Source organism: Nonomuraea longispora (assembly GCF_004348345.1).
GTDB classification, from domain to species: Bacteria; Actinomycetota; Actinomycetes; order Streptosporangiales; family Streptosporangiaceae; genus Nonomuraea; species Nonomuraea longispora.
On the sequence record NZ_SMJZ01000043.1, the window covers coordinates 15,479 to 33,473 of the forward strand.

At 70.9% G+C, this 17,995-nt stretch carries 15 protein-coding genes; 5 read left to right on the plus strand and 10 right to left on the minus strand.

What is annotated here, in order from left to right; genetic code table 11:
- Nucleotides 1–33 precede the first annotated feature (33 nt).
- Genes E1267_RS14010 through E1267_RS14030 form a run of 5 tightly spaced genes read right to left on the minus strand, consistent with a single transcriptional unit; the run spans nt 34 to nt 5,698 of the window.
- Nucleotides 34–1,635: an N-acyl-D-amino-acid deacylase family protein gene (locus E1267_RS14010; protein WP_132332877.1), complete on the minus strand. Its 1,602-nt coding sequence runs from the start codon at nt 1,633–1,635 to the stop codon at nt 34–36.
- Nucleotides 1,636–1,661: 26 nt separating this feature from the next.
- Nucleotides 1,662–3,104 (minus strand): Na+/H+ antiporter NhaC family protein, encoded by a 1,443-nt coding sequence (locus tag E1267_RS14015; protein ID WP_132332878.1) that lies wholly within the window; start codon nt 3,102–3,104, stop codon nt 1,662–1,664.
- Between the two features lie 21 nt (nt 3,105–3,125).
- Nucleotides 3,126–4,280 (minus strand): o-succinylbenzoate synthase, encoded by a 1,155-nt coding sequence (gene menC, locus E1267_RS14020; protein ID WP_132332879.1) that lies wholly within the window; start codon nt 4,278–4,280, stop codon nt 3,126–3,128.
- 3 nt (nt 4,281–4,283) lie between these two features.
- Entirely contained in the window at nt 4,284–4,952 is a 669-nt protein-coding gene (locus E1267_RS14025) for a MurR/RpiR family transcriptional regulator (protein WP_132332880.1), read from the minus strand.
- Nucleotides 4,949–5,698, minus strand: a complete 750-nt coding sequence (locus tag E1267_RS14030) for a GNAT family N-acetyltransferase (RefSeq protein ID WP_132332881.1) — start codon at nt 5,696–5,698, stop codon at nt 4,949–4,951. The genes E1267_RS14025 and E1267_RS14030 overlap by 4 nt, the downstream gene beginning before the upstream one ends.
- 245 nt (nt 5,699–5,943) lie before the next feature.
- On the opposite strand from E1267_RS14030, the gene E1267_RS14035 reads away from it, so the two are divergent.
- A complete protein-coding gene (locus tag E1267_RS14035) occupies nt 5,944–7,146 on the plus strand; it encodes a M20/M25/M40 family metallo-hydrolase (RefSeq protein WP_220449479.1) in 1,203 nt (400 codons plus the stop codon).
- Between the two features lie 193 nt (nt 7,147–7,339).
- Here E1267_RS14035 and E1267_RS14040 read toward each other — a convergent pair whose 3' ends face one another.
- Genes E1267_RS14040 through E1267_RS14050 form a run of 3 tightly spaced genes read right to left on the minus strand, consistent with a single transcriptional unit; the run spans nt 7,340 to nt 10,487 of the window.
- A complete protein-coding gene (locus E1267_RS14040) occupies nt 7,340–8,098 on the minus strand; it encodes an enoyl-CoA hydratase/isomerase family protein (protein WP_132332882.1) in 759 nt (252 codons plus the stop codon).
- Entirely contained in the window at nt 8,095–9,306 is a 1,212-nt protein-coding gene (locus E1267_RS14045; protein WP_165959602.1) for a CaiB/BaiF CoA transferase family protein, read from the minus strand. The genes E1267_RS14040 and E1267_RS14045 overlap by 4 nt, the downstream gene beginning before the upstream one ends.
- A gap of 35 nt (nt 9,307–9,341) precedes the next feature.
- A complete protein-coding gene (locus E1267_RS14050) occupies nt 9,342–10,487 on the minus strand; it encodes a glycoside hydrolase family 88 protein (RefSeq protein ID WP_165959603.1) in 1,146 nt (381 codons plus the stop codon).
- 73 nt (nt 10,488–10,560) lie between these two features.
- On the opposite strand from E1267_RS14050, the gene E1267_RS14055 reads away from it, so the two are divergent.
- Nucleotides 10,561–11,397 carry an IclR family transcriptional regulator gene (locus E1267_RS14055; RefSeq protein WP_220449480.1) on the plus strand — a complete coding sequence of 279 codons (837 nt, stop codon included), beginning with the start codon at nt 10,561–10,563 and terminating at the stop codon, nt 11,395–11,397.
- A gap of 2 nt (nt 11,398–11,399) precedes the next feature.
- On the opposite strand, the gene E1267_RS14060 is transcribed toward E1267_RS14055, so the two are convergent.
- Nucleotides 11,400–12,500, minus strand: a complete 1,101-nt coding sequence (locus tag E1267_RS14060; protein WP_132332885.1) for an alcohol dehydrogenase catalytic domain-containing protein — start codon at nt 12,498–12,500, stop codon at nt 11,400–11,402.
- Nucleotides 12,497–13,501, minus strand: coding sequence for a hypothetical protein (locus E1267_RS14065; protein ID WP_132332886.1), 1,005 nt, complete (start codon nt 13,499–13,501; stop codon nt 12,497–12,499). Before E1267_RS14065 ends, E1267_RS14060 begins: the two co-directional genes overlap by 4 nt.
- Nucleotides 13,502–13,699: 198 nt before the next feature.
- Between E1267_RS14065 and E1267_RS14070 the strand changes: the two genes are divergently transcribed.
- From E1267_RS14070 to E1267_RS14080, 3 genes are all read left to right on the plus strand, one after another.
- Entirely contained in the window at nt 13,700–15,019 is a 1,320-nt protein-coding gene (locus E1267_RS14070) for an MFS transporter (RefSeq protein ID WP_220449481.1), read from the plus strand.
- A 167-nt stretch (nt 15,020–15,186) separates the two neighbouring features.
- On the plus strand, nt 15,187–16,800 hold the full coding sequence (locus E1267_RS14075) for a class I adenylate-forming enzyme family protein (RefSeq protein ID WP_165959604.1): 1,614 nt from the start codon (nt 15,187–15,189) through the stop codon (nt 16,798–16,800).
- Nucleotides 16,797–17,972 carry an acyl-CoA dehydrogenase family protein gene (locus tag E1267_RS14080; protein ID WP_132332888.1) on the plus strand — a complete coding sequence of 392 codons (1,176 nt, stop codon included), beginning with the start codon at nt 16,797–16,799 and terminating at the stop codon, nt 17,970–17,972. Before E1267_RS14075 ends, E1267_RS14080 begins: the two co-directional genes overlap by 4 nt.
- The last annotated feature ends 23 nt before the right edge of the window (nt 17,973–17,995 follow it).

A 17,995-nucleotide genomic window follows, 5' to 3' on the forward strand; every position in this document is an offset into this window, starting at 1 on the left:
ATGGACCTTCCCCTATGACAACCCCAAGGCCGGTCAGGGGCCAGGCCGGCGCAGCACCATGCCCGGCCGCGCACCGGTGGGCGAGCCGTCGGCGAGTACGGCGACGCCGGCCACCAGGACGGCGGCGAAGCCGGTGGACAGCCGCCAGGGATCCGTGTAGGTCGAGCGGTCGGCGACGGTATCGGGATCGAAGACGGCTATGTCGGCCACCGCTCCCTCGGTGAGGCGGCCGCGGTCGGCCATTCCCAGCCGCCGCGCCGGTAGCCCGGTCATCTTGCGTACGGCCTCGGCCAGGCTGAGCACGCCGAGTTCGCGAACGTAGCGTCCCAGCACCCGCGGGTAGGTGCCGAAGCTGCGCGGGTGCGGCAGCCCCGCGCCCTGCGGCCGCAGCACCCAGCCGTCGCTGGCGACCGACACCATCGGGTGACGCAGCACCGTGACGACGTCCTCCTCGCTCATCGCGTGGTTGACGATCTTCACCGAGGCGCGGTGTGCCGCGAGAACGCGAAGCGCGGCCTCCGCCGGATCGGTGCCTTCACGCCGCCCGATCTCGGCGATGCTGTCGCCGACGGCGCCGCTGTAGGGTCCGTCCCCCAGCTCGGCGATGACGACCCCGTCGGGGTCGACGTCGCGGCCGAAGCGGGATCTCAGGCCCTCGGCCACCCGTTCGCGATCGGCGGGGTCGGCCAGCCTGTGCAGCAGCGCGGAAGGCCCGCCGTCCATGCTCCACAGAGGGAGCCGCGAGGTCAGGGTGGTGCTGGAGGCGGTGTACGGGTACACGTCGGCGGCGGCGTCCACGCCGCGATCCCGTGCCCCGTCCAGTTCGGCGAGCGCGGTGACGACCGAGCCGTGGTTCTCCGGTCCCATCGCCTTGAGGTGGGAGATTTCCAGCCGTCCGCCGGCGGCCTCCGCCGCGCCCAGCGCCTCCCGTACGGCCGGCAGCAGCGCCCCCGACTCGTTGCGCATGTGCGTCGAGTACAGCAGGCCCGTGGCCGCGGCTTCGGCCACCAGCGCGCGTACCTCCTCCTCGGTGGCGAAGGAACCCGGAGCGTAGATCAGGCCGGTGGAGAAGCCGTAGGCGCCCTGGGCCGCCGCCGCGCGGAGCAGCGTGCGCATCGCGTCGAGCTCGGCGGGCTCGGGGGGCCGTTCCGCTCCCCCCATGACGGCGACCCGCAGTGCCGCGTGCCCGACCTGCAACGCCAGGTTGACGGCGGGCCGCGCGCCGGACACCGTGGCCGCGAACCCCCCGGTGTCGGTGAAGTCCCACCCGGTCTCGGGAGCGAGGAAGCCGCTCCACTCGCGCAGCAGGCCCGCCGCATCCTGCGGGAACGGCGACCACCCGCAGTTCCCCGTCACCAGGGTCGTCACTCCCTGGTGGAGCTGGGTGGTGGCCTGAGGCCAGCCTTCGACGCTGAAGTCGGCGTGCGAGTGCAGGTCGATGAAGCCCGGCGTGACCGCCAGACCTGACGCGTCGACGGTGGTGCGGCCCCTCGGCGGGTCACCGTCGGCGGGACGGGCGATCCGGGTGATCCGCCCGCCGTCGACGCCGAGATCAGCCCGGTAGCCGGGGGCGCCGGTGCCGTCGATCAGGGTGCCGCCACGGACAACGGTGTCGTGCTCTGTCACTGTGCTCATCCTCCACGTGGTGCGACGTTCGGCTCTCATGGGGACAGGAAGAGCAGGATGACCGTGTACATCAGGCAGGACGGCACCAGCAGCGCCCACCCTGTGATCATCATGTTCCGCAGGTTCGAGGAGCGTGCCAGCCCCATCGCGCCGACCATGTTGCCGTTGGGGAAGGGCCCGTAGGTGTCGGCCTTGGAGGCGAACAGCAGCACGATCGTCCACGCGCCGACGCCGACGCCGATATGCGTGGCCAGATCGCCGAAGACCTTGTCGAGCAGCACCACCTGGGCCGCCGTCGCCCCCGGCACGCCGACCCAGCCCAGCAGCGCGATGAGGATCGTGAACACGAAGGGGGAACTGCCCGCCAGGCTCTCGCCGTACATGTCGAGGATCACCTTGAAGGGCGCGAGCTTGTCGATCGTGATGAACAGTCCCGCCAGCAGCCAGAAGAGCAGGAAGATGCTGATCAGCCGGGAGGCGCCCCGGTAGAGCAGTTCGATGATCTCCTTGGGGCCGAAACCGCTCGCCAGGCCCGTGACCAGGCCGAGCACCGGCAGGGCGAGCAGCGGGAACGCCGTCCCCGCCCTGGTGACCGTCGCGTAGACGACGCTGACGAGCAGCACGATCAGGAAGGCGGCCGTGGCCCGGCCCGCGCCCGCGTCCGGCGCGTCCGCGTCGCTCGCCGCGCCGACCTCGGCCTCGCTGTAGTAGTCGTCGGCGCGCTCGGTCCTGCGCTGCATCCACGGGACCACGATGAGCCCCATGATCAGCGAGAGCGCCGCGAGCGGTCCGGCTCCATAGCTCAGGTAACCGAGGTAGCCGATCTCGGCCGCGTCCATGATGGCCACGTTGGACCCCGCGAAAGGCGCGATGGTCAACCCGGCGCAGCCGCCGATGAACATCATCGACGCGGTCGCCGACCGGGTGAAGCCCATTCTCGCGGTGATCGGCAGCAGGATGGGAGCCGCGATGGCCAGCGCCCCGGCCAGGGTGCCCAGGCTGGTCACCAGCAGCAACGAGGCCACCATGACGCCCAGGATCACGGCGGAGCGGCTCTTCTCGCCCACGACGCGCATGACCCCGCGCACGATGGTCCCGGCCACGCCGGTGACCTTCAGGATCTCGCCGACGCCGGACCCCAGCATGATGATCAGCCCGATCATCGTCACCTGGTCGGCCAGGGAGTCACCGAGCAGCGCGCCGATCTCGAGCGGCGGCATCCGGGCGACCAGCACCCCTGACAGCAGGGCGACGACCGTGGCGATCACGATGTCCATGCCGAGCAGGGACAGCAGCGCGTACAGCGCGATCGGCAGCAGGCCCCAGAGGGTCGGGCCGTTCCCGAGGAAACCGGCGCAGACCGAGGCCACCAGGCCGATCAGGGCGATGACGTTGGTCAGCCTGTTACGCCCGGGTGAGGTTTCGACGGCATAGGCGTTGGTGTCGTTCTCGCGGGAGGTGCCGGAGGAGGCGCTCATGTGCTTCTCTCTGCGCGGAGGTCAGGCTGCGGATGGGGAGCCGCGGCGGGGGGACTCCGCGGGGGCGGTGATCGTGGTTTCCTTCAGCCGGTTCTCGCCGATGAAGGCGACATCGACGGTGTGACCCAGCCCCGGCCCGTCCGGTACCCGGACGACGCCCTGATCGGCGACGACCTCCGGCTGGACGACGTCGCGGGCGTAGTACTTGGCCGAGGCGGACACGTCGGAGGGCAGGGTGAAGCCCGGGAGGCTGGAGAGGGCCACGTTGGCTGCGCGGCCGATGCCGAACTCGTGCATGCCGCCGCACCACACGTCCACGCCGTGCTCCCGGGCGAGATCGTGGGCCGCCACGGCGGCCGTGAGCCCGCCCATCCGCGACACCTTGATGTTGAGCACCCGGCCGGCTCCCAGCGCGAGCGCCGTGCGCAGGTCATCGATGGTGTCGACGGACTCGTCGAGGCACACCGGCGTCCGTACGCTGCGCTGCAGGGCGGCGTGGGCGACCAGGTTGCGCGGCGCGAACGGCTGCTCGATCATCAGCAGCCCGAAGTCGTCCAGGCCGCGCAGCACGGCGAGTTCCTCCGCCGTCTCGCCGTAGGCACCGTTGGCGTCGACATGGACGGCCAGGTCCGGGAACGCCTCGCGGACCAGCCGTACCGGTTCGGTGTCCCAACCTGGGGCGATCTTCAGCTTGACCCTCGGGTAACCGGCGTCGACCTGGCGGCGTACCTGTTCGAGGAGCGCGTCGTAGGTGGGTTCGATGCCCAGCGACACCCCCGCCACGACCTCGCCGCGGGTCCCGCCCAGTGCCTTGGCCAGCGAGACTCCGCGGACCCCCGACCACAGGGCCCAGCCGGCGGCGTCGACGCCCGCGATCGCGAAGCGGTTGCCGCGCACCTTGCGCCAGAGCCGGGGCAACTCCGCCGGATGCTCCCAGACGGCGTCGACGACGGAGGGCAGCACATACCGTTCGGCGATGTGCCAGCAGGTCTCGGTGGTCTCAGGGCAGTAGAAGGGGTCGGACGGAGAGGCGATCTCGCCCCACCCCTCGGCTCCCGACTCGTCCACCAGCCGCACCAGGATGTGGTCGAGATGAGTCTTGCGATGGGAACTGGTCTGGAACGCGTGCACCAGCGGCAGCCGCACGAGGTGCAGCGACGCTTCGACGATGCGCATGGTTCAGTCCTCCAGATAGTTGCCGAGGGCGTGGCTGAGCCGGTCGCGTTCCGCGAGCCTGCGCCGGGCGCCCTTCGAACTGGCGGTGGCCAGGGTGGTCAGCAGGTGCACGACCGCGGCGACCGCCGTGGGAGAGTCGGCGTAGGAGGCGCTGTCGGTCCGTACGACGATGGTTTCGGCCGCGATGGAGGCCAGTGGCGCCCGCGCGTCGTCGGTGATGGCCACCACCGCGCCGCCGGCCTCGGCGAAATGCCGGGCGACGACGACCGTCTCGCGGCGGTATCGGCGCAGCGACACCGCGACCAGCACGTCGTTCTGGCTCACCTCGCTGAGCACGTCGAGGACCCGCACCACGGCGCCGTCGACGAGGGTGACATGGGAGAGTCCGGCGGACAGGTCGGTGGCCAGCAGCGAGGCGTAGGCGAACGACTTGCCGTACCCGGTGACGAAGCGCCGCCGCGCGGCCACCACGGCGGCGGCGGCCCGGGTCGCGGAGCCGTCGGCGGTGATCCGTTCCAGGGCCTCGCCGAGATTGCGGGTCTCCTGCTCGATGACCTTCTGCTGTAACGCCTCGGCCGAGGAGCGGCGTTGCAGCCGGGCGCCGAAGCGCTCGCCGGGGCTGCTCAGCCTCCGGTTCTCGGCGTGGGCGAGTTCGAGGTCGCCGGTCGTCACAGGGCACGCTCCAAGCGGTAAAGGGCGGTCTGGGGGGTGTACGGCAAGCAGGACACGGCCGCCCACCCGTCATTCATCAACGGTGCGAGTGCGGCTGCCAGATCGGTGCGCACCCGTGCCGCGCGAAGCGGGTCCCGCGCGGCGAGAGCGGTGTAGTCGGACGGGATCGGCAACCAGATCCGGTCGCCGTCGGAGACCGGTCGGGCCCAGTCGCCCAGGTCAGCGGGGGGGTCATCCTGGGCGGGTGCGCGGGATCCCGGAGCGGTGCCGAGATCCCAGTCGACGAGGAGGCGGTCGGAGTCGTCGTCGTAGAAGCCGCCGTGGAACCAGCGTGCGACCGCGCCCAGCACGTCCAGGTTGAAGTGCGCGTTACGCGCGATCAGCGGGTCGTAGGTCCAGCGCATCCGGGTGACGCCCCAGCCCAACGCGACCTCGCGCTGGGCCGACTTGAGCGCCCGGCCCAGACCGCACCCCTGGTGGCTGGGGTGGACCACGGCCGCCTGGGAGTAGTGGTAGGAGCTGGTCCCGTCCGTGGCCTGGAAGCCGAAGGCGAAGGCGATGACGCGGTCGCCGTCACGCGCGCCGACGACGGAGCCGCCGTTGTCGCGCAGGGCGGTGAGCAGTCGCGGGCTGGCGCCCTGGCGCAGATCGGTGTAGCCGAACACGTCCCGGTAGAGCGTGGTCGCCTGACCGAGCTCGTCCGGGGTGGTGAGGGTCCTGACCACCGGCGTTGTGGTTGACGTCATGGGGGCGGGGTGCTCCTGCAACGAAGATCTTATGTCGTGGATTCGTACCTCAAAGTCGCATCTAGAGTAGGTATCAACATGCCCTCAATGCTGTCAATGCGTCCTGAGCTGCGAATAGTAGCGACATAGGCGCCGAAACCCCGTGACAGCCGGTCCATCGCGACGGATATACGTCACGTATCATGCTCTTCGACGCAGGGGCGGTCCGCGCTGGGCCGCCTGCCCTCCAACCCCGAGGACAGCAGATGATCAGCGTCGGATCCCCCGACGACGGTACGGCGGGCACCCCGGCCACCGGGCTTCGTGAGGCGGCCCAGGCGCGCGCGGCGGAGATGACGGCACGGGTGCGCCGCTACGTGGAGCACGAGACCCCCACCGGCGACGCCGAGGCGCTCAACGCACTCGCCGACCTGCTGGTGGCCCGCTACACCGAGCTCGGCGGCGTCGCCCGCCGGGTCGGCGAGCCTACCGGCGACCACGTCACGGCCGACTTCCCCGGCTCCCCCGGACGAGCGGACGAGGCTCCGCTGCTGTTCATCGGCCACCACGACACGGTGTGGCCGAAAGGCCAGCTGGCAGGGCCGATGCCCTGGCAGGTGACGGAGTCGGCCGAGCACGGCACCCTCGCGCACGGGCCCGGCGTCTTCGACATGAAAAGCGGCCTGGTGGTGATGGAGACGGCCCTGGAAGTGGCCGCGCGCGCCGGCGTCCGGCACCGGCCGGTACGCGTGGTCGTGGTGGCCGACGAGGAGATCGGCTCCCCTACGTCCAGCACCCTGGTCAGGGAACGCGCGGAGGGCGCGTTCGCCGCACTCGGCTTCGAGTCCCCGCACCCCGGCGGCGCGCTCAAGCGCGGGCGACGCGGCAGTACCCGGCTGCGGCTGAACGTGCACGGGCGCGCGGCGCACGCCGCGCTCGACCCCGAGAAAGGGATCTCGGCGATCGACGAGCTGGTCGACCAGCTCGTCAGGTTGCGCGAGGTCGTCGGCAGGCATTCCCGAGGAGTCCTGTGCAACGTCGGCACGCTGTCGGGCGGGGGCAAGACCAACGTGGTGCCCGAACACGCCTCGGCCGACATCGGACTGCGCTTCGCCGACGCGGCCGTGGAGGGCGCGGTGCTCGCCGAGCTGACCGCCCTCACACCGGTGCGCGAGGGGGCGCGGGTCCGGACGGAGATCCTGTCCAGCAGGCCCACATGGGCGTTCGATGGCCCCGACGATCCCTTCAGCGCCGCCGTACGTACGGCAGGGCAGCGGCTGGGCCAGGACATCACCGCCGAACCCGCAGCAGGGGCCGCCGACACGAACACGGCCGGCTCGCTGGGCCTGCCCACACTCGACGGATTCGGCCCCCTCGGGGCCGGCGCGCACGCGCTGCACGAGCGGATCGTGCTGTCCACTCTGCCCGGGCGCGCGGCCCTGGTCGCCGCCATCCTCGCCGAGCTCTGACCGCACGCCACGCGCCTGGACCCGCCCCTCCCTCTGGGAACCGCCACCACCGACAGCGCCGCCGTGCAGGTGCATCAGGGCATCGAGGAGCCGCACTCGTCCTGGCCGCCCAGGGCGGCGACACGATGGCGATGAACGACCTGCTGGCGGAGCCGTGGGTCATGTGCTGAGACCGACAAGTGCGCGGGCGCGGTCAGCGGCTGCTGCGCTTCTCCACGAACGCGCGGATCGCGTCGGCCGCCTCGGTGGTGGCGAAGAGCCGGTCCAGCGCCGCGCGCTCCTCCCGGCGCCCGTGCGGCGCCAGATCGATCACCCGGCACGCCTCGGCGACCGCACGCATCGGTCGCGTGGCGAGTCGCTCGGCGATGGCGGTGGCGACCGCGAGGGCGCGACCGGACGCGCATACGGTGGTGACGAGGCCGAGGTCCGCCGCGGTGGCGGCATCCAGCTGCTCCCCGAGCAGGACGATCCCCTTCGCCCGGCGGGGACCCACCTGGGCGGTGAGCCGTTGGGTACCACCCCACCCCGGCAGCAGACCGAGGCCGACCTCCGGCAGCCCGAAGCGGGCGTCCTCGGCAGCGACGACCAGGTCGCAGGCGAGCACGCACTCGAAGCCGCCGCCCAGCGCGACACCTTCGACCGCCGCGATCACGGGCACGGGGGAATCGGCGATCTCGTCGCACATCGCGTTCGCCTCGTCCATCAACGTGGCGATCGCGGCGAGGTCTCCCTCGGCGTAGGTGCCGATGTCAGCCCCTGCGCTGAACACCGGCGAACCGGTCAGAACGACCGTCCGCACCTCCGCTTCCCGCGACGCCGACCGCAGAGCCGCCCGGACGCCGCGAACGACGGGCAGGTTGATGGCGTTGCGCTTGCGGGGCCGGTCGATGCTCACGACGAGTACGGCGCCGTCACGGCGGATCCGCACCGCGGCCGTGTCCGGGGCGGTCATGATGCGTCGTCCGTGCGGCCGGCGATCCCACGGGCGACGAGGCCCTCGACCTCGTCCTCGGTGAAGCCGGCCTCGCGCAGCACCTCGTCGGTGTGCTGGCCGAGCAGCGGTGCCGGGTCGTAGCGGCGGCCGGTCGCGGCGGACATCCGGATCGGGTTGTCGACCACGTTCACCTGGCCGAGCCGCGGCTGGTCGAGCGTGCGTACGACATCGTTGTGCACGACCTGCGGATGCGCGAGCACCTCGTCGTAGTCGAGGACGGGGCCGCAGAGGATGCCCGCCGCGCCCAGACGCTCGAGCACCTCGTCGGTGCCGAACCGCTCCAGTTCGGCATCCATGATCTTCCACAGCGCCGCCCGGTTCTGCTGCTGCGACTCGGCCGTCGCGAACTCGCTGCGCCGGGTCAGGTCGTCGATCCCGAGCGCCGTGCACACGTCGCGCAGGGGTTCGGGCCGGAACAGACCCACGATCGTCACCCAGCCGTCGGCCGTCTTGAAGGCTCCGACGAAGTTGTCGCGTTCCCAGTGGATCTCGTGGCGGCGCATCATCCATGCGGTCATCTCCTGCATCTGCTGGAACACCACGGTGTCGATCAGCGAGACGTCCACCCGCTGGCCCCGGCCCGAGGCCGACCGCTCGATCAGCGCCATCAAGATGCCCTGCACGAGCGCCATGCCGGCGCCGAAGTCGATGAACGGGACAGGGTAGATGCTCGGACGGCCGTCGTCACCGCGGTTGTGCCAGGCGGCCCCGCCGAACGACTGCAGCGCCATGTCCTGGCCGCCGAGGTCGCGCAGCGGGCCGGTGTCGCCGAATCCGGTGCCGTAGGCGTAGACCAGGCGCGGGAATCGCTCGCGCAGGGCCTCCCACCCGAGTCCCATCCGCTCGGCCACGCCGGCGCGGTAGTTGGACACCAGCACGTCGGTCTCGGCCAGCAGCCGCATCACCACGTCAAGTGCCTCGGGCTGCTTCAGGTCGAGCACGATCGAGCGCTTGTTGCGATTGAGCGAGATGAACGACGCGCTGTCCTCTATGCCGTCGGACTCGGTGTCGATCGACCGGCTGATGTCGCCGACGCGCGGCCGCTCGATCTTGATCACGTCGGCGCCGAAGTCGGCGAGGATCTGGGTCGCCTGCGGACCGAACTGCACCTGGCTGAGGTCCACGACGCGTACGCCGGCCAGGGGCAGGGGTCGTGAGTCACTCACGGGTACTCCTCCTGTGGTGGTGGGTTGGAGCCGGCTCAGATCCGGCCGGCCGGGACCACGCCGGTCAGGACCATCAGCGACTCGAGCAGAAAGTAGCTGCCGAAGACCAGCTCGACGTTCGTCGCCGCGTCCTGCTGACGCACGGTGCCGCGACGCGTGAAGCATCCGCCGGTGAGCATGCCGGCCGGTCGTCCATCTGTGTCGTCGGTCGGCGTCAGATAGCGGTCGACCACGGCGTGAGCCGTGCGCTCGGCGAAGTCGCGGTATGGCGCGCCGTCCTCGCCGAGCGCGTGTGCGAGCCGCAGCGCGGCTGCGATGGCCATCGTGGTCGCTGCGGTGTCGCGGTCGGTGTCCGGAATCGCGGGGTCGTCGAAGTCCCAGAAGGCGATCAAATCCTCGGGGACGTGCGCGATCCACCAGTCGATGGTGCGGCGGGCGACGTCTCGCCACCGCGGGTCCTCGGGGCGTACGACGGCCGCGTGCGCGGCGTACAGCATCGCCCAGCCCTGCGCGCGACCCCACGTGCTCCGGTCGTCGTAGCCCTTGTGGGTATGGGTGCGCAGCACCCGGCCGTCCTCCGGGTCAAGGGTGGAGGACTGGACAACCGAGCCATCCTGCCGCACGTGGATCTCCAAGACCCGTTCCAGATGCCGCGTGGCGATCCGGTCGAACGTCTCGTCGCCGGTGTGGTCCGCCGCCCAGAAGAGCAGGGCGATGGCCTGGAGGGAGTCGATGCTGCTCTCGGCGGCGCCGACGGAGCTCGCCTCTTCCGCGTCCTCCCCGAGCGGGATCAGTCCGAGCCGCTCGTCGTACATGTCCGTGAGCACCCGCGCAGCCCTCAGCGCGATCATGTCGGTGCCGGCGTGGTCGACCAGCCGGGTGGCGGCCGCGGCGCCGAAGTAGAATCCGAAGCCCTTGAAGGCGGTGCGGTGATCCAGCCGGGGCAGCATCAGATCCAGCGCCGCCCGGGCGTGCGCGGCGCTGACCCGGGCGGGATCGAACGCGTGGGCGAGCCAGAGCTCACCTACGTACGCGCCACCGGTCCAGTCGCCGTCGGGGGTGACCGTCCAGTCGCCAGTCTCGCCCGAAGCCCAATGGGGTAGCCCACGCGACAGCACCGAACGACTCCGGACGGCGCGCTCCACCATCCGTTCGCGCGCGAGTGCTAGTGATGTGCTCATGGAAGTCCTCCCGGGCGGAGTGGCATGGAGCCGACGCCTGCGATAGTTGCGCATTTCTCCGAAATATCAGACGATGTCTGTCATGGTAAACGACCAGCCGACACAGGTGCGACCGACCTCCGCGAACGGCGGACGGACGACGGCGCCGGCGCTGCGTCGAGGGCTCGACATCCTCGAGCTTTTCCTCGACTCCTCCGAAGGCCTGCGGGTGCCCGAGATCACCGCCCGCCTCGGGCTGCCCCGGGCGAGCGTCCACGAGCTTGTGGGCGCACTGGTCGACCGCGGCTACCTGAAGGCGAACAGCGACGACCATCCGAGCAGCTACAGCCTCGGGGTGAAGGTGCTCCAGCTCGGCGGTGCCTACGAGCAGGCCCTCGACATGGCCGCGCTCGGCCGCAAGATCGCCAAGTCGGTCGCCGCGGAAAGCGGGGAGACCGTCCAGGTGGCCGTGCGCGACGGCCGGCTCGCGGTGTACGTCGTCCGCGTCGACAGCCGGCATGCCGTCCGCCTGGTCTCGTCCGTGGGCAGCCGGCTGGCCGCGCACTGCACCGCGGGCGGCAAGATGCTGCTCTCCGCGCTCGACGACGACGAGCTCGACGCCCTCTACCCGGACGACGACTCGGTGGAGCCGATGACGCAGCGGAGCATCGACTCCAAGGCCCGGCTCCTCTCCGGGCTGGCCGAGATCCGTCGGCGCGGCTGGTCCGAGGAGTTCTGCGAGTCCAACGACGACGCGGCGTGCGTCGCGGCTCCGGTCTTCGACGCGCACGGCACCTGTGTCGCGGCCATGAGCATCACTGTGCCGACCATCCGCTGGAACGAAGCCACGCGCGAGCGGAACCTCGACCTGGTGCGCGAGGGCGCCAGGGCGCTCTCCCGCGAGCTGGGTGCGAGCGGCAAGCACGTCTGAACTCACGCGCCGGGCACGATGACCGAGCGTCCGGTCGCGCCTGCCGTCAGCGCCGAATAGGCCTCGTTGACCTCATCGAGAGCGAACCGGCGTCCGACGAGCCTGTCCAGCGGCAGCAAGCCGCGCTGGTGGAGGTCCAGGATCTGGGGGATCTGGACGACGGGGTTCGACGAGCCGTAGAGACTGCCCACCACGCGGCGCTCCTGCTGCACCAGAGCGTTCACCGGGACCGTGAACCCCGCCCCGACGCGGCCCAGGCCGACGGCCACCAGGGTGCCCGCCGTGCTCAGGCTGGCGAACGCCTGTTCCATCGTGGCCGGCGCACCGACGGCGTCGACGGCCCAGCGCGCACCGCCGGGAGCGACCTCGTCGAGGACGGCGGTGAGGTCGTCGGCGGTCGCGTCGACCGTGTGTGTCGCGCCGAGCTCGCGAGCGAGCCGAAGCCGGGCGTCCACGGTGTCGACCACGACGATCGGAGCGGCGCCGACCAGGGTCAGGCCCATGACCGTGCTCAGCCCGACGCCGCCGGCGCCGATCACCACGACCGGCTCGGCCGTGGCCGTGGACATTACATTGAGGACGGCGCCGACGCCGGTCACGACCGCGCACCCCACGATCGCCGCGACCTCGGCGGAGACGTCCTTGGGGATGACGACGACGGACCGGTCGGAGACCACGCAGCGCTCGGCGAAGCAGGAGACGCCCATGAGGTGGTGGACGGTTTCGCCACCGGCGCTCAGCCGGGTGGTGCCGTCGGGCAGGCCTCCGGTGGTGCCCTGAACGCGGCCGAGCACACACAGGGCGGGGCGGCCGCTGGTGCAGAACTCGCATTCGCCGCAGCGCGGTCGCCAGGTCATCACCACCCGGTCACCCGGGGCGACGCGGGTGACTCCCGGACCGACGCCCTCGACGATGCCGACACCTTCGTGGCCGAGGACAGCGGGCAACCGCCCCTGGAGATCGCCGGTCATGTAGTGCAGGTCGCTGTGGCACACGCCCGCAGCCTCCACACGGACCTGCACCTCTCGGCGCTGCGGCACAGCCAGGTCAATGTCCTCGACCGTCAGTGGCGAGCCCGGCTCGCGGAGGACGGCTGCTCTCATCGGTTGCTCCCTGGACGATGGGTCGTCCGGACCGTGGAGATGTCCGGTGCTGCGAAACGCGGCAGTGCGGGTTGGTCGCGTGCACCGAGCGGCGCCATCGGGGGTATGCCGGGCGTGCGCGCGAGCTGGTCGAGTCCGAGCCGCGCCCGGCGTACTCGCTCCCGGGCGGACGCGAGAGTGACCTTGTCCAGCTGGGCTCCGGCCGGGTAGATGTCCGGCGCGTTGCGCAGCCCGAACTTCAGGTAGACCGGGGCCGCGACCCGCACGATGTCGCCGATCTCGCCGTACCGGACGAAGCCGCCGATGTTGTCCGGTGTCTCGACGTAGAAGTCGATCGTGGCGTCGCTCGCACCGCGCATCTCGGCCAGCTGAGCCAGCGAGAGATCCGAAGAAACGTTGATCGTGTCGGCACCGAGGCCGGCCTGCACGGCGAAGGAGACCGGGTTGGCAGGCGCGGACATCACCGACACCTTGAGCTGCGTCCGGGCCGGCAGCTTCCCGGTCGCACGCAGCCGGTGAGCCGCCCACAGCACTCCCTCGTCCGCGACAAGGAACGAGGCCACGCCGAGGTCGCTGGCCCGCATGATCTCCTCGACGGCGGCTCGAAGCTGGTTGGTCCCGCGGGCGCGTGTCCCGGGGGAACCGGCAGGGCTGAGGCGCGATGCCCCGACGTCCCAGTCCGCCCCGGGCCTGGCGAACAGGCACAGCTCCACCGATCGCTCCTGGCACAGCTGCACCATGTCGACGATCTCGCGATCGCTGAGCATCGTCACGCCCGAGCCCTGCGAGATCCGGTGAACGGGTACGCCGAGCGACTCCGCCTCCTTCAAGGCGACCTCCGTCGCGGCCGGCCCCTCCACGCTGGGCAGCTCGACCCGCCACGAACCGCCGCCGGGGAACACGAGAGACGACGCGGGCGCCTCCGGCGGCAGGGCGCCGAGAAGGCCGTTCTCCACGAGTGTCCGGACCGCGGGCGAGCCGGCGACCGTCCCGTCGGCCATGAACCCTCCTGTTCAAAATCTCAGACAATGTCTGGCTGGCTAAACAGTTATCCCACCCGGGCGGACGGTGTCAAGGCAAGGTAAGGCGCCAGGTCGAGGGGTTGACCGATCCCGAGGTCGTGTGTCAACGTGCTCCAAATATCGGAGGCCGTCTAAAATGTCAGATGGATCGGGACGGCTCGCACGAACGGAGAACCGATGCACCCGGAGCAGCAGGTGCCGGTCGAGCCTTCCGCGAACATGGCGCGGCCCAGCCGGCGGATGACGGCGGGCCTCGGCGGCGGCGTCGCGCTGGAATGGTACGACTGGAACATATACGGCCTGATGGCCGCCTTCCTCGCGCCCCATTTCTTCCCGTCGGAGGATCCGACCACCGCCGTACTGGCCTCGCTGGCCGTCTTCGGGGCCGGCTTCTTCGCACGGCCGATCGGGGCGGCGCTGCTCGGGCCGGTCGCCGATCTGATCAGCCACAAGCGGGTGATGCTGATCTCGGTCGCGGCGATGTCGGCCGCCTCACTGATTGTGGCCGTGCTGCCCACCTACGAAACGCTGGGCGCCGGTGCCGGCGTGGCGCTCCTGGTGCTGCGCCTGGTCCAGGGGCTGGTCACCGGAGCCGAGGCCGGCGTGGCCAACGCCATTGGCGCGGAGCTCTCTCCTGCCGGTGAGGAGGGCCGCTATCTCGGACTGATCAGCGGGACGTTCATCCAGCTCGGAATCGTCAGCTCCAGCGCGATGGCGTTCGTCGTGAGCGCGATCGTCTCGCCCGACGCGATGGCGGACTGGGCCTGGCGGTTGCCGTTCGCGATCGGCGGGCTGGCCGGCATCGCGGTTCTCTACCTGCGCAGAGTGCTGCCCGAGACGCTGGTCACCCGTGCGGTCAACCGCAGCCACGACAACGCCGAGCCGCGCGGCGCGACCTCGCTGTGGAAGACGCTGTGGCGGGCCCGGCTCGCGCTGGTGGCGGTCGTGGTCGTCATCGGGTCCGTCCAGATCGCCAACTATGCCTGGATCACCGGGCTCCCCAACCTGGCGAACTCCACCTACGCCGAGAACAGCACGTGGGTCTTCGCGCTGACCACGGTCATGGGAATCGTCTGGATCGTGTCCGGGCCGATCATCGGTGGCCTGGCGGACCGAGCCGGCACCGCCCGTGTGTTCACCACGATGCGACTGGCGCTGGTGCCGACGTTCTTCTTCATGCTGCTCTACCGCGAGCAGAACCTCGCGATGTTCGCACTGGTCATGGTGATCGGCGGTGTGGTGGTCGGCTTCAACATGTGCCTCTACAACTACGTCGCCGTCACGCTGATGCCGCGCGAGATCCGCACCACCGGCGTGGCGCTCGGCTATGCGCTCGGAGTCTCGATCTTCGGCGGCACCTCGTCGTACTTGCTGGTCTGGCTGCGCTCCAACGGCAACTTCTGGCAGTTCGCGGCGTACGGAGCGATCGTGGCGCTCGCCAGTGTCGTCCTCTACCACCTCGCCCGTTCCCGCGGGCACGTCCACGTCGGGCGCTGACCGACCCGAGGAGGTCTCATGAGCACCACCGCCGTCGCCGCACCCACCACAGACCTGGAGTCCCGTCTGGAGCGCGCCGCCGAGGTGCCGCGACGTGTCGGCGGACGGGTCGTGACGCCGGAGGGGCGTTGACCACCGTGGAAGCCCGGCCGGCAAGGGAAAGCGATGTGGAGACGGCTCGTGCGCCGGTCGACGACTACGTCGCGCCCTGGACGTCGTATCGCGGGCTCCTTCTCGATCGCCGCGCCGACCGCACCACCTACCTGGTCGAGGACCCCTCGCGTGCCGGGTCGCGTACGTGGACCGGCGCCGCTTGGGCCGCGGACGTGCGGTCCGTCGCCGCCCGTCTCCGTGCCCGCGGGGTGCGCCCCGGCGACGACCTCGCGATGGCCGCGATCAACCGCCCCGAGACGCTGCTGGTCGCGTTCGCCGCCTGGTGGATCGGCGCCTGCTTCGTCCCGCTCGACCCGCGCGACGGCCGCGAGCGTCACGCGGCCTTGCTCGCCGCCTGCGAGAATCCATGGCTGGTCGCCGACGACCCGGACGGTCCGGGCCGGCCGCTCCCGACCGCCGAGGTGCTGCGGCCGGCCGAGGTTCCCGACGACGAGGGTCCGGAGCCCGGACTGGACACACCGGTGCTTCGCCTCCACACCAGCGGCACCAGCGGTACGCCGAAGCCGATCCTGCTCTCGATGCGCGGGCTGTTCGTCAACTGCGACGCCATGCGCACCGCGCTCGGCTGGACACCGGACACCAGGCTGATCAACGTCCTGCCGATCAGCCACGCCAACGGGCTGGTCATCTGCTCCTTCCTGCCCTGGTTCGCGGGAGGCTCGACGGTGCTGATGGACCGCTTCCGCAGCGACCGCTTCTGGCCGACCGTCGCGAGATCGAGAGCCAACGCCTGCAGCCTCGTGCCGACGGTGCTGGAGTACCTGCTCGCTGATCCGTCGATGCCCGAGCCCGGTCACGGGCTGGGCCACGTGATCTCGGGCAGCGGCCCCCTGCGCCCGGAGTCCGCGAAGCAGTTCGAGCAGCGCTTCGGCATTCCCGTACGGCAGCTCTACGGCCTGTCCGAGACCACATCGGTGCTGACGATGACGCCCCCACAGCCCGTCGGTGCGCTGACCGGCCGGATGCGCGGCTCGATCGGCACGCCCGTGCGGCATGCCGAGGTCCGCATCGTCGGCCCCGAGGGTCGAGAGTGCGCGGACGAGGAGCGCGGCGAGATCGTGGCGCGCGGCAGCATGCTCATGCTCGGCTACGCCCGCGATCCGAAGGCCACCGCCGCAGCGTACGCCCAAGGCTGGTTCCACACCGGTGACCGCGGTTACCGCACCACCGGACCCGACGGACGGCCCTGGTTCTTCCTCGAGGGGCGGCTCGGCGACTCGATCTCCCGCGGCGGCTCCACCGTGCTCCCCCAGGTCGTCGACGACGTGCTCGCCGCTCATCCCTCCGTTACCAGGGCGGCCACGTTCGGCTTCGCCAACCGTTGGTACGGCGAGGAGGTGGCGGCGTTCGTGATCGCCCACGCGCCGGTGACCGAGGACGAGCTCCGGGCCTGGTGCGTCGAGCGGCTCGGTTTCGACGCCAGCCCGAAGGTCGTGATCTTCGGCGAGGAGCTGCCGACGACGTCGGTCGGCAAGATCCAGCGGTCCTCGCTCGCGAACCGGATGGCGCCGGAGCTCGCCCCGCTCTGGGACCACCAGTTCCGCTCCCGCGACCGGACGAAGCCCGGCCGCCACGTGACTTATGAGAACCCAGGGGAAAAGACATGACCGACCAGACCATCGTGCCGGCCCCGGCGACGATCGAGGCGGTCGAGGAGTTCGTCGAGACCACGGTCCGGGAGCGTGGCGCCCGGATGGACGCGACGGGAGAGTTCGACAAGGACCTGCTCGACCAGGCGGCCGCCCTTGGCCTGGTCCGGCTGATCTTCGACGACGACCTCCGTCTCGACCTTTCCCGGATGCCGCTGGCCCACGAGGTGAGCGAGCGGCTCACGGCAGTGTGCGCGCCGCTGGCGATGGAGGTCGGCGTGATGCGTCTGGTCTCCTACCTGCTGGCGCGCTTCGCACCGGCTCCGGTCCGGGACCGCTGGCTGCCGTTGACCGTGGCCGGCAAGGCCTACGGGTCCTTCGCCCTCTCCGAGCCCGAGGCCGGCACCGACCTGCGCGGCATGACGACCGTGGCCCGCCGCGACGGTGACCACTACGTCCTCGATGGGGGCAAGTGCTGGGTCGGCTTCGCTCCGGTGGCGGACTACGCGATCGTGCTGTGCAAGGCCGAGACCGACGCCCGGTTCGCCAAGACCCTTGCCCTGGTCGTCGATATGGCCTCCGAGGGCGCCTCCGGAGAGTGGGGCCCTCGGCTGTCGGGCTACCGCGGCCTGCCGAACGGGATCCTCACCTTCGACGGCGTGCGTGTGCCCGCCGGCCACGCCCTCGAAGTGGAGGGCTTCGCCGGGATGATGGACGGACTCAACATGGCGCGGATCGACGCGGCCGCCTACGCCTGCGGCCTGCTCCGCGCCGCCCTCGAGGAGAGCGTCGCGCGGGCCGCACACCGCGAGGCGTTCGGTGGCAAGATCGGCGACCTCCCCAGCATCCAGATCAAGCTGGGCCGGATGCGGGCCGCCTACCAGGCCGCACGGGAGCTCACGCTCCGAGCGGCCGAGAGCTACATGGCGAAGCCGGGCGGCGACCAGGATTTGATCTCGGTGGCCAAGATGACGGCCAGCGACTTCGCCCGCGACCACACCGACCAGGCCATGCAGATCTTCGGTGCCTCCGGAATGGTGATCGGCAGCCGTGTTGAGCGCCTCCACCGTGACGCCAAGGCGACCCAGATCTTCGACGGCACCAGCGAGATCCACGAGACCATGGTCGGCCGCCGCCTCGTACGTGCCTACGCACGCACCAACGGCGGCGACTTCATGGCCGGCTGGTAAGGGCTCAAGAGATCCGTCCCTTG

Bases quoted from the DNA above. Each gene is read 5' to 3' on its own strand.
- E1267_RS14010 (WP_132332877.1), bottom strand. From the start codon at position 1,635: ATGAGCACAGTGACAGAGCACGACACCGTTGTCCGTGGCGGCACCCTG.
- E1267_RS14015 (WP_132332878.1), bottom strand. From the start codon at position 3,104: ATGAGCGCCTCCTCCGGCACCTCCCGCGAGAACGACACCAACGCCTAT.
- menC (WP_132332879.1), bottom strand. From the start codon at position 4,280: ATGCGCATCGTCGAAGCGTCGCTGCACCTCGTGCGGCTGCCGCTGGTG.
- E1267_RS14030 (WP_132332881.1), bottom strand. From the start codon at position 5,698: ATGACGTCAACCACAACGCCGGTGGTCAGGACCCTCACCACCCCGGAC.
- E1267_RS14035 (WP_220449479.1), top strand. From the start codon at position 5,944: ATGATCAGCGTCGGATCCCCCGACGACGGTACGGCGGGCACCCCGGCC.
- E1267_RS14040 (WP_132332882.1), bottom strand. From the start codon at position 8,098: ATGACCGCCCCGGACACGGCCGCGGTGCGGATCCGCCGTGACGGCGCC.
- E1267_RS14050 (WP_165959603.1), bottom strand. From the start codon at position 10,487: ATGAGCACATCACTAGCACTCGCGCGCGAACGGATGGTGGAGCGCGCC.
- E1267_RS14055 (WP_220449480.1), top strand. From the start codon at position 10,561: ATGTCTGTCATGGTAAACGACCAGCCGACACAGGTGCGACCGACCTCC.
- E1267_RS14060 (WP_132332885.1), bottom strand. From the start codon at position 12,500: ATGAGAGCAGCCGTCCTCCGCGAGCCGGGCTCGCCACTGACGGTCGAG.
- E1267_RS14065 (WP_132332886.1), bottom strand. From the start codon at position 13,501: ATGGCCGACGGGACGGTCGCCGGCTCGCCCGCGGTCCGGACACTCGTG.
- E1267_RS14070 (WP_220449481.1), top strand. From the start codon at position 13,700: ATGCACCCGGAGCAGCAGGTGCCGGTCGAGCCTTCCGCGAACATGGCG.
- E1267_RS14080 (WP_132332888.1), top strand. From the start codon at position 16,797: ATGACCGACCAGACCATCGTGCCGGCCCCGGCGACGATCGAGGCGGTC.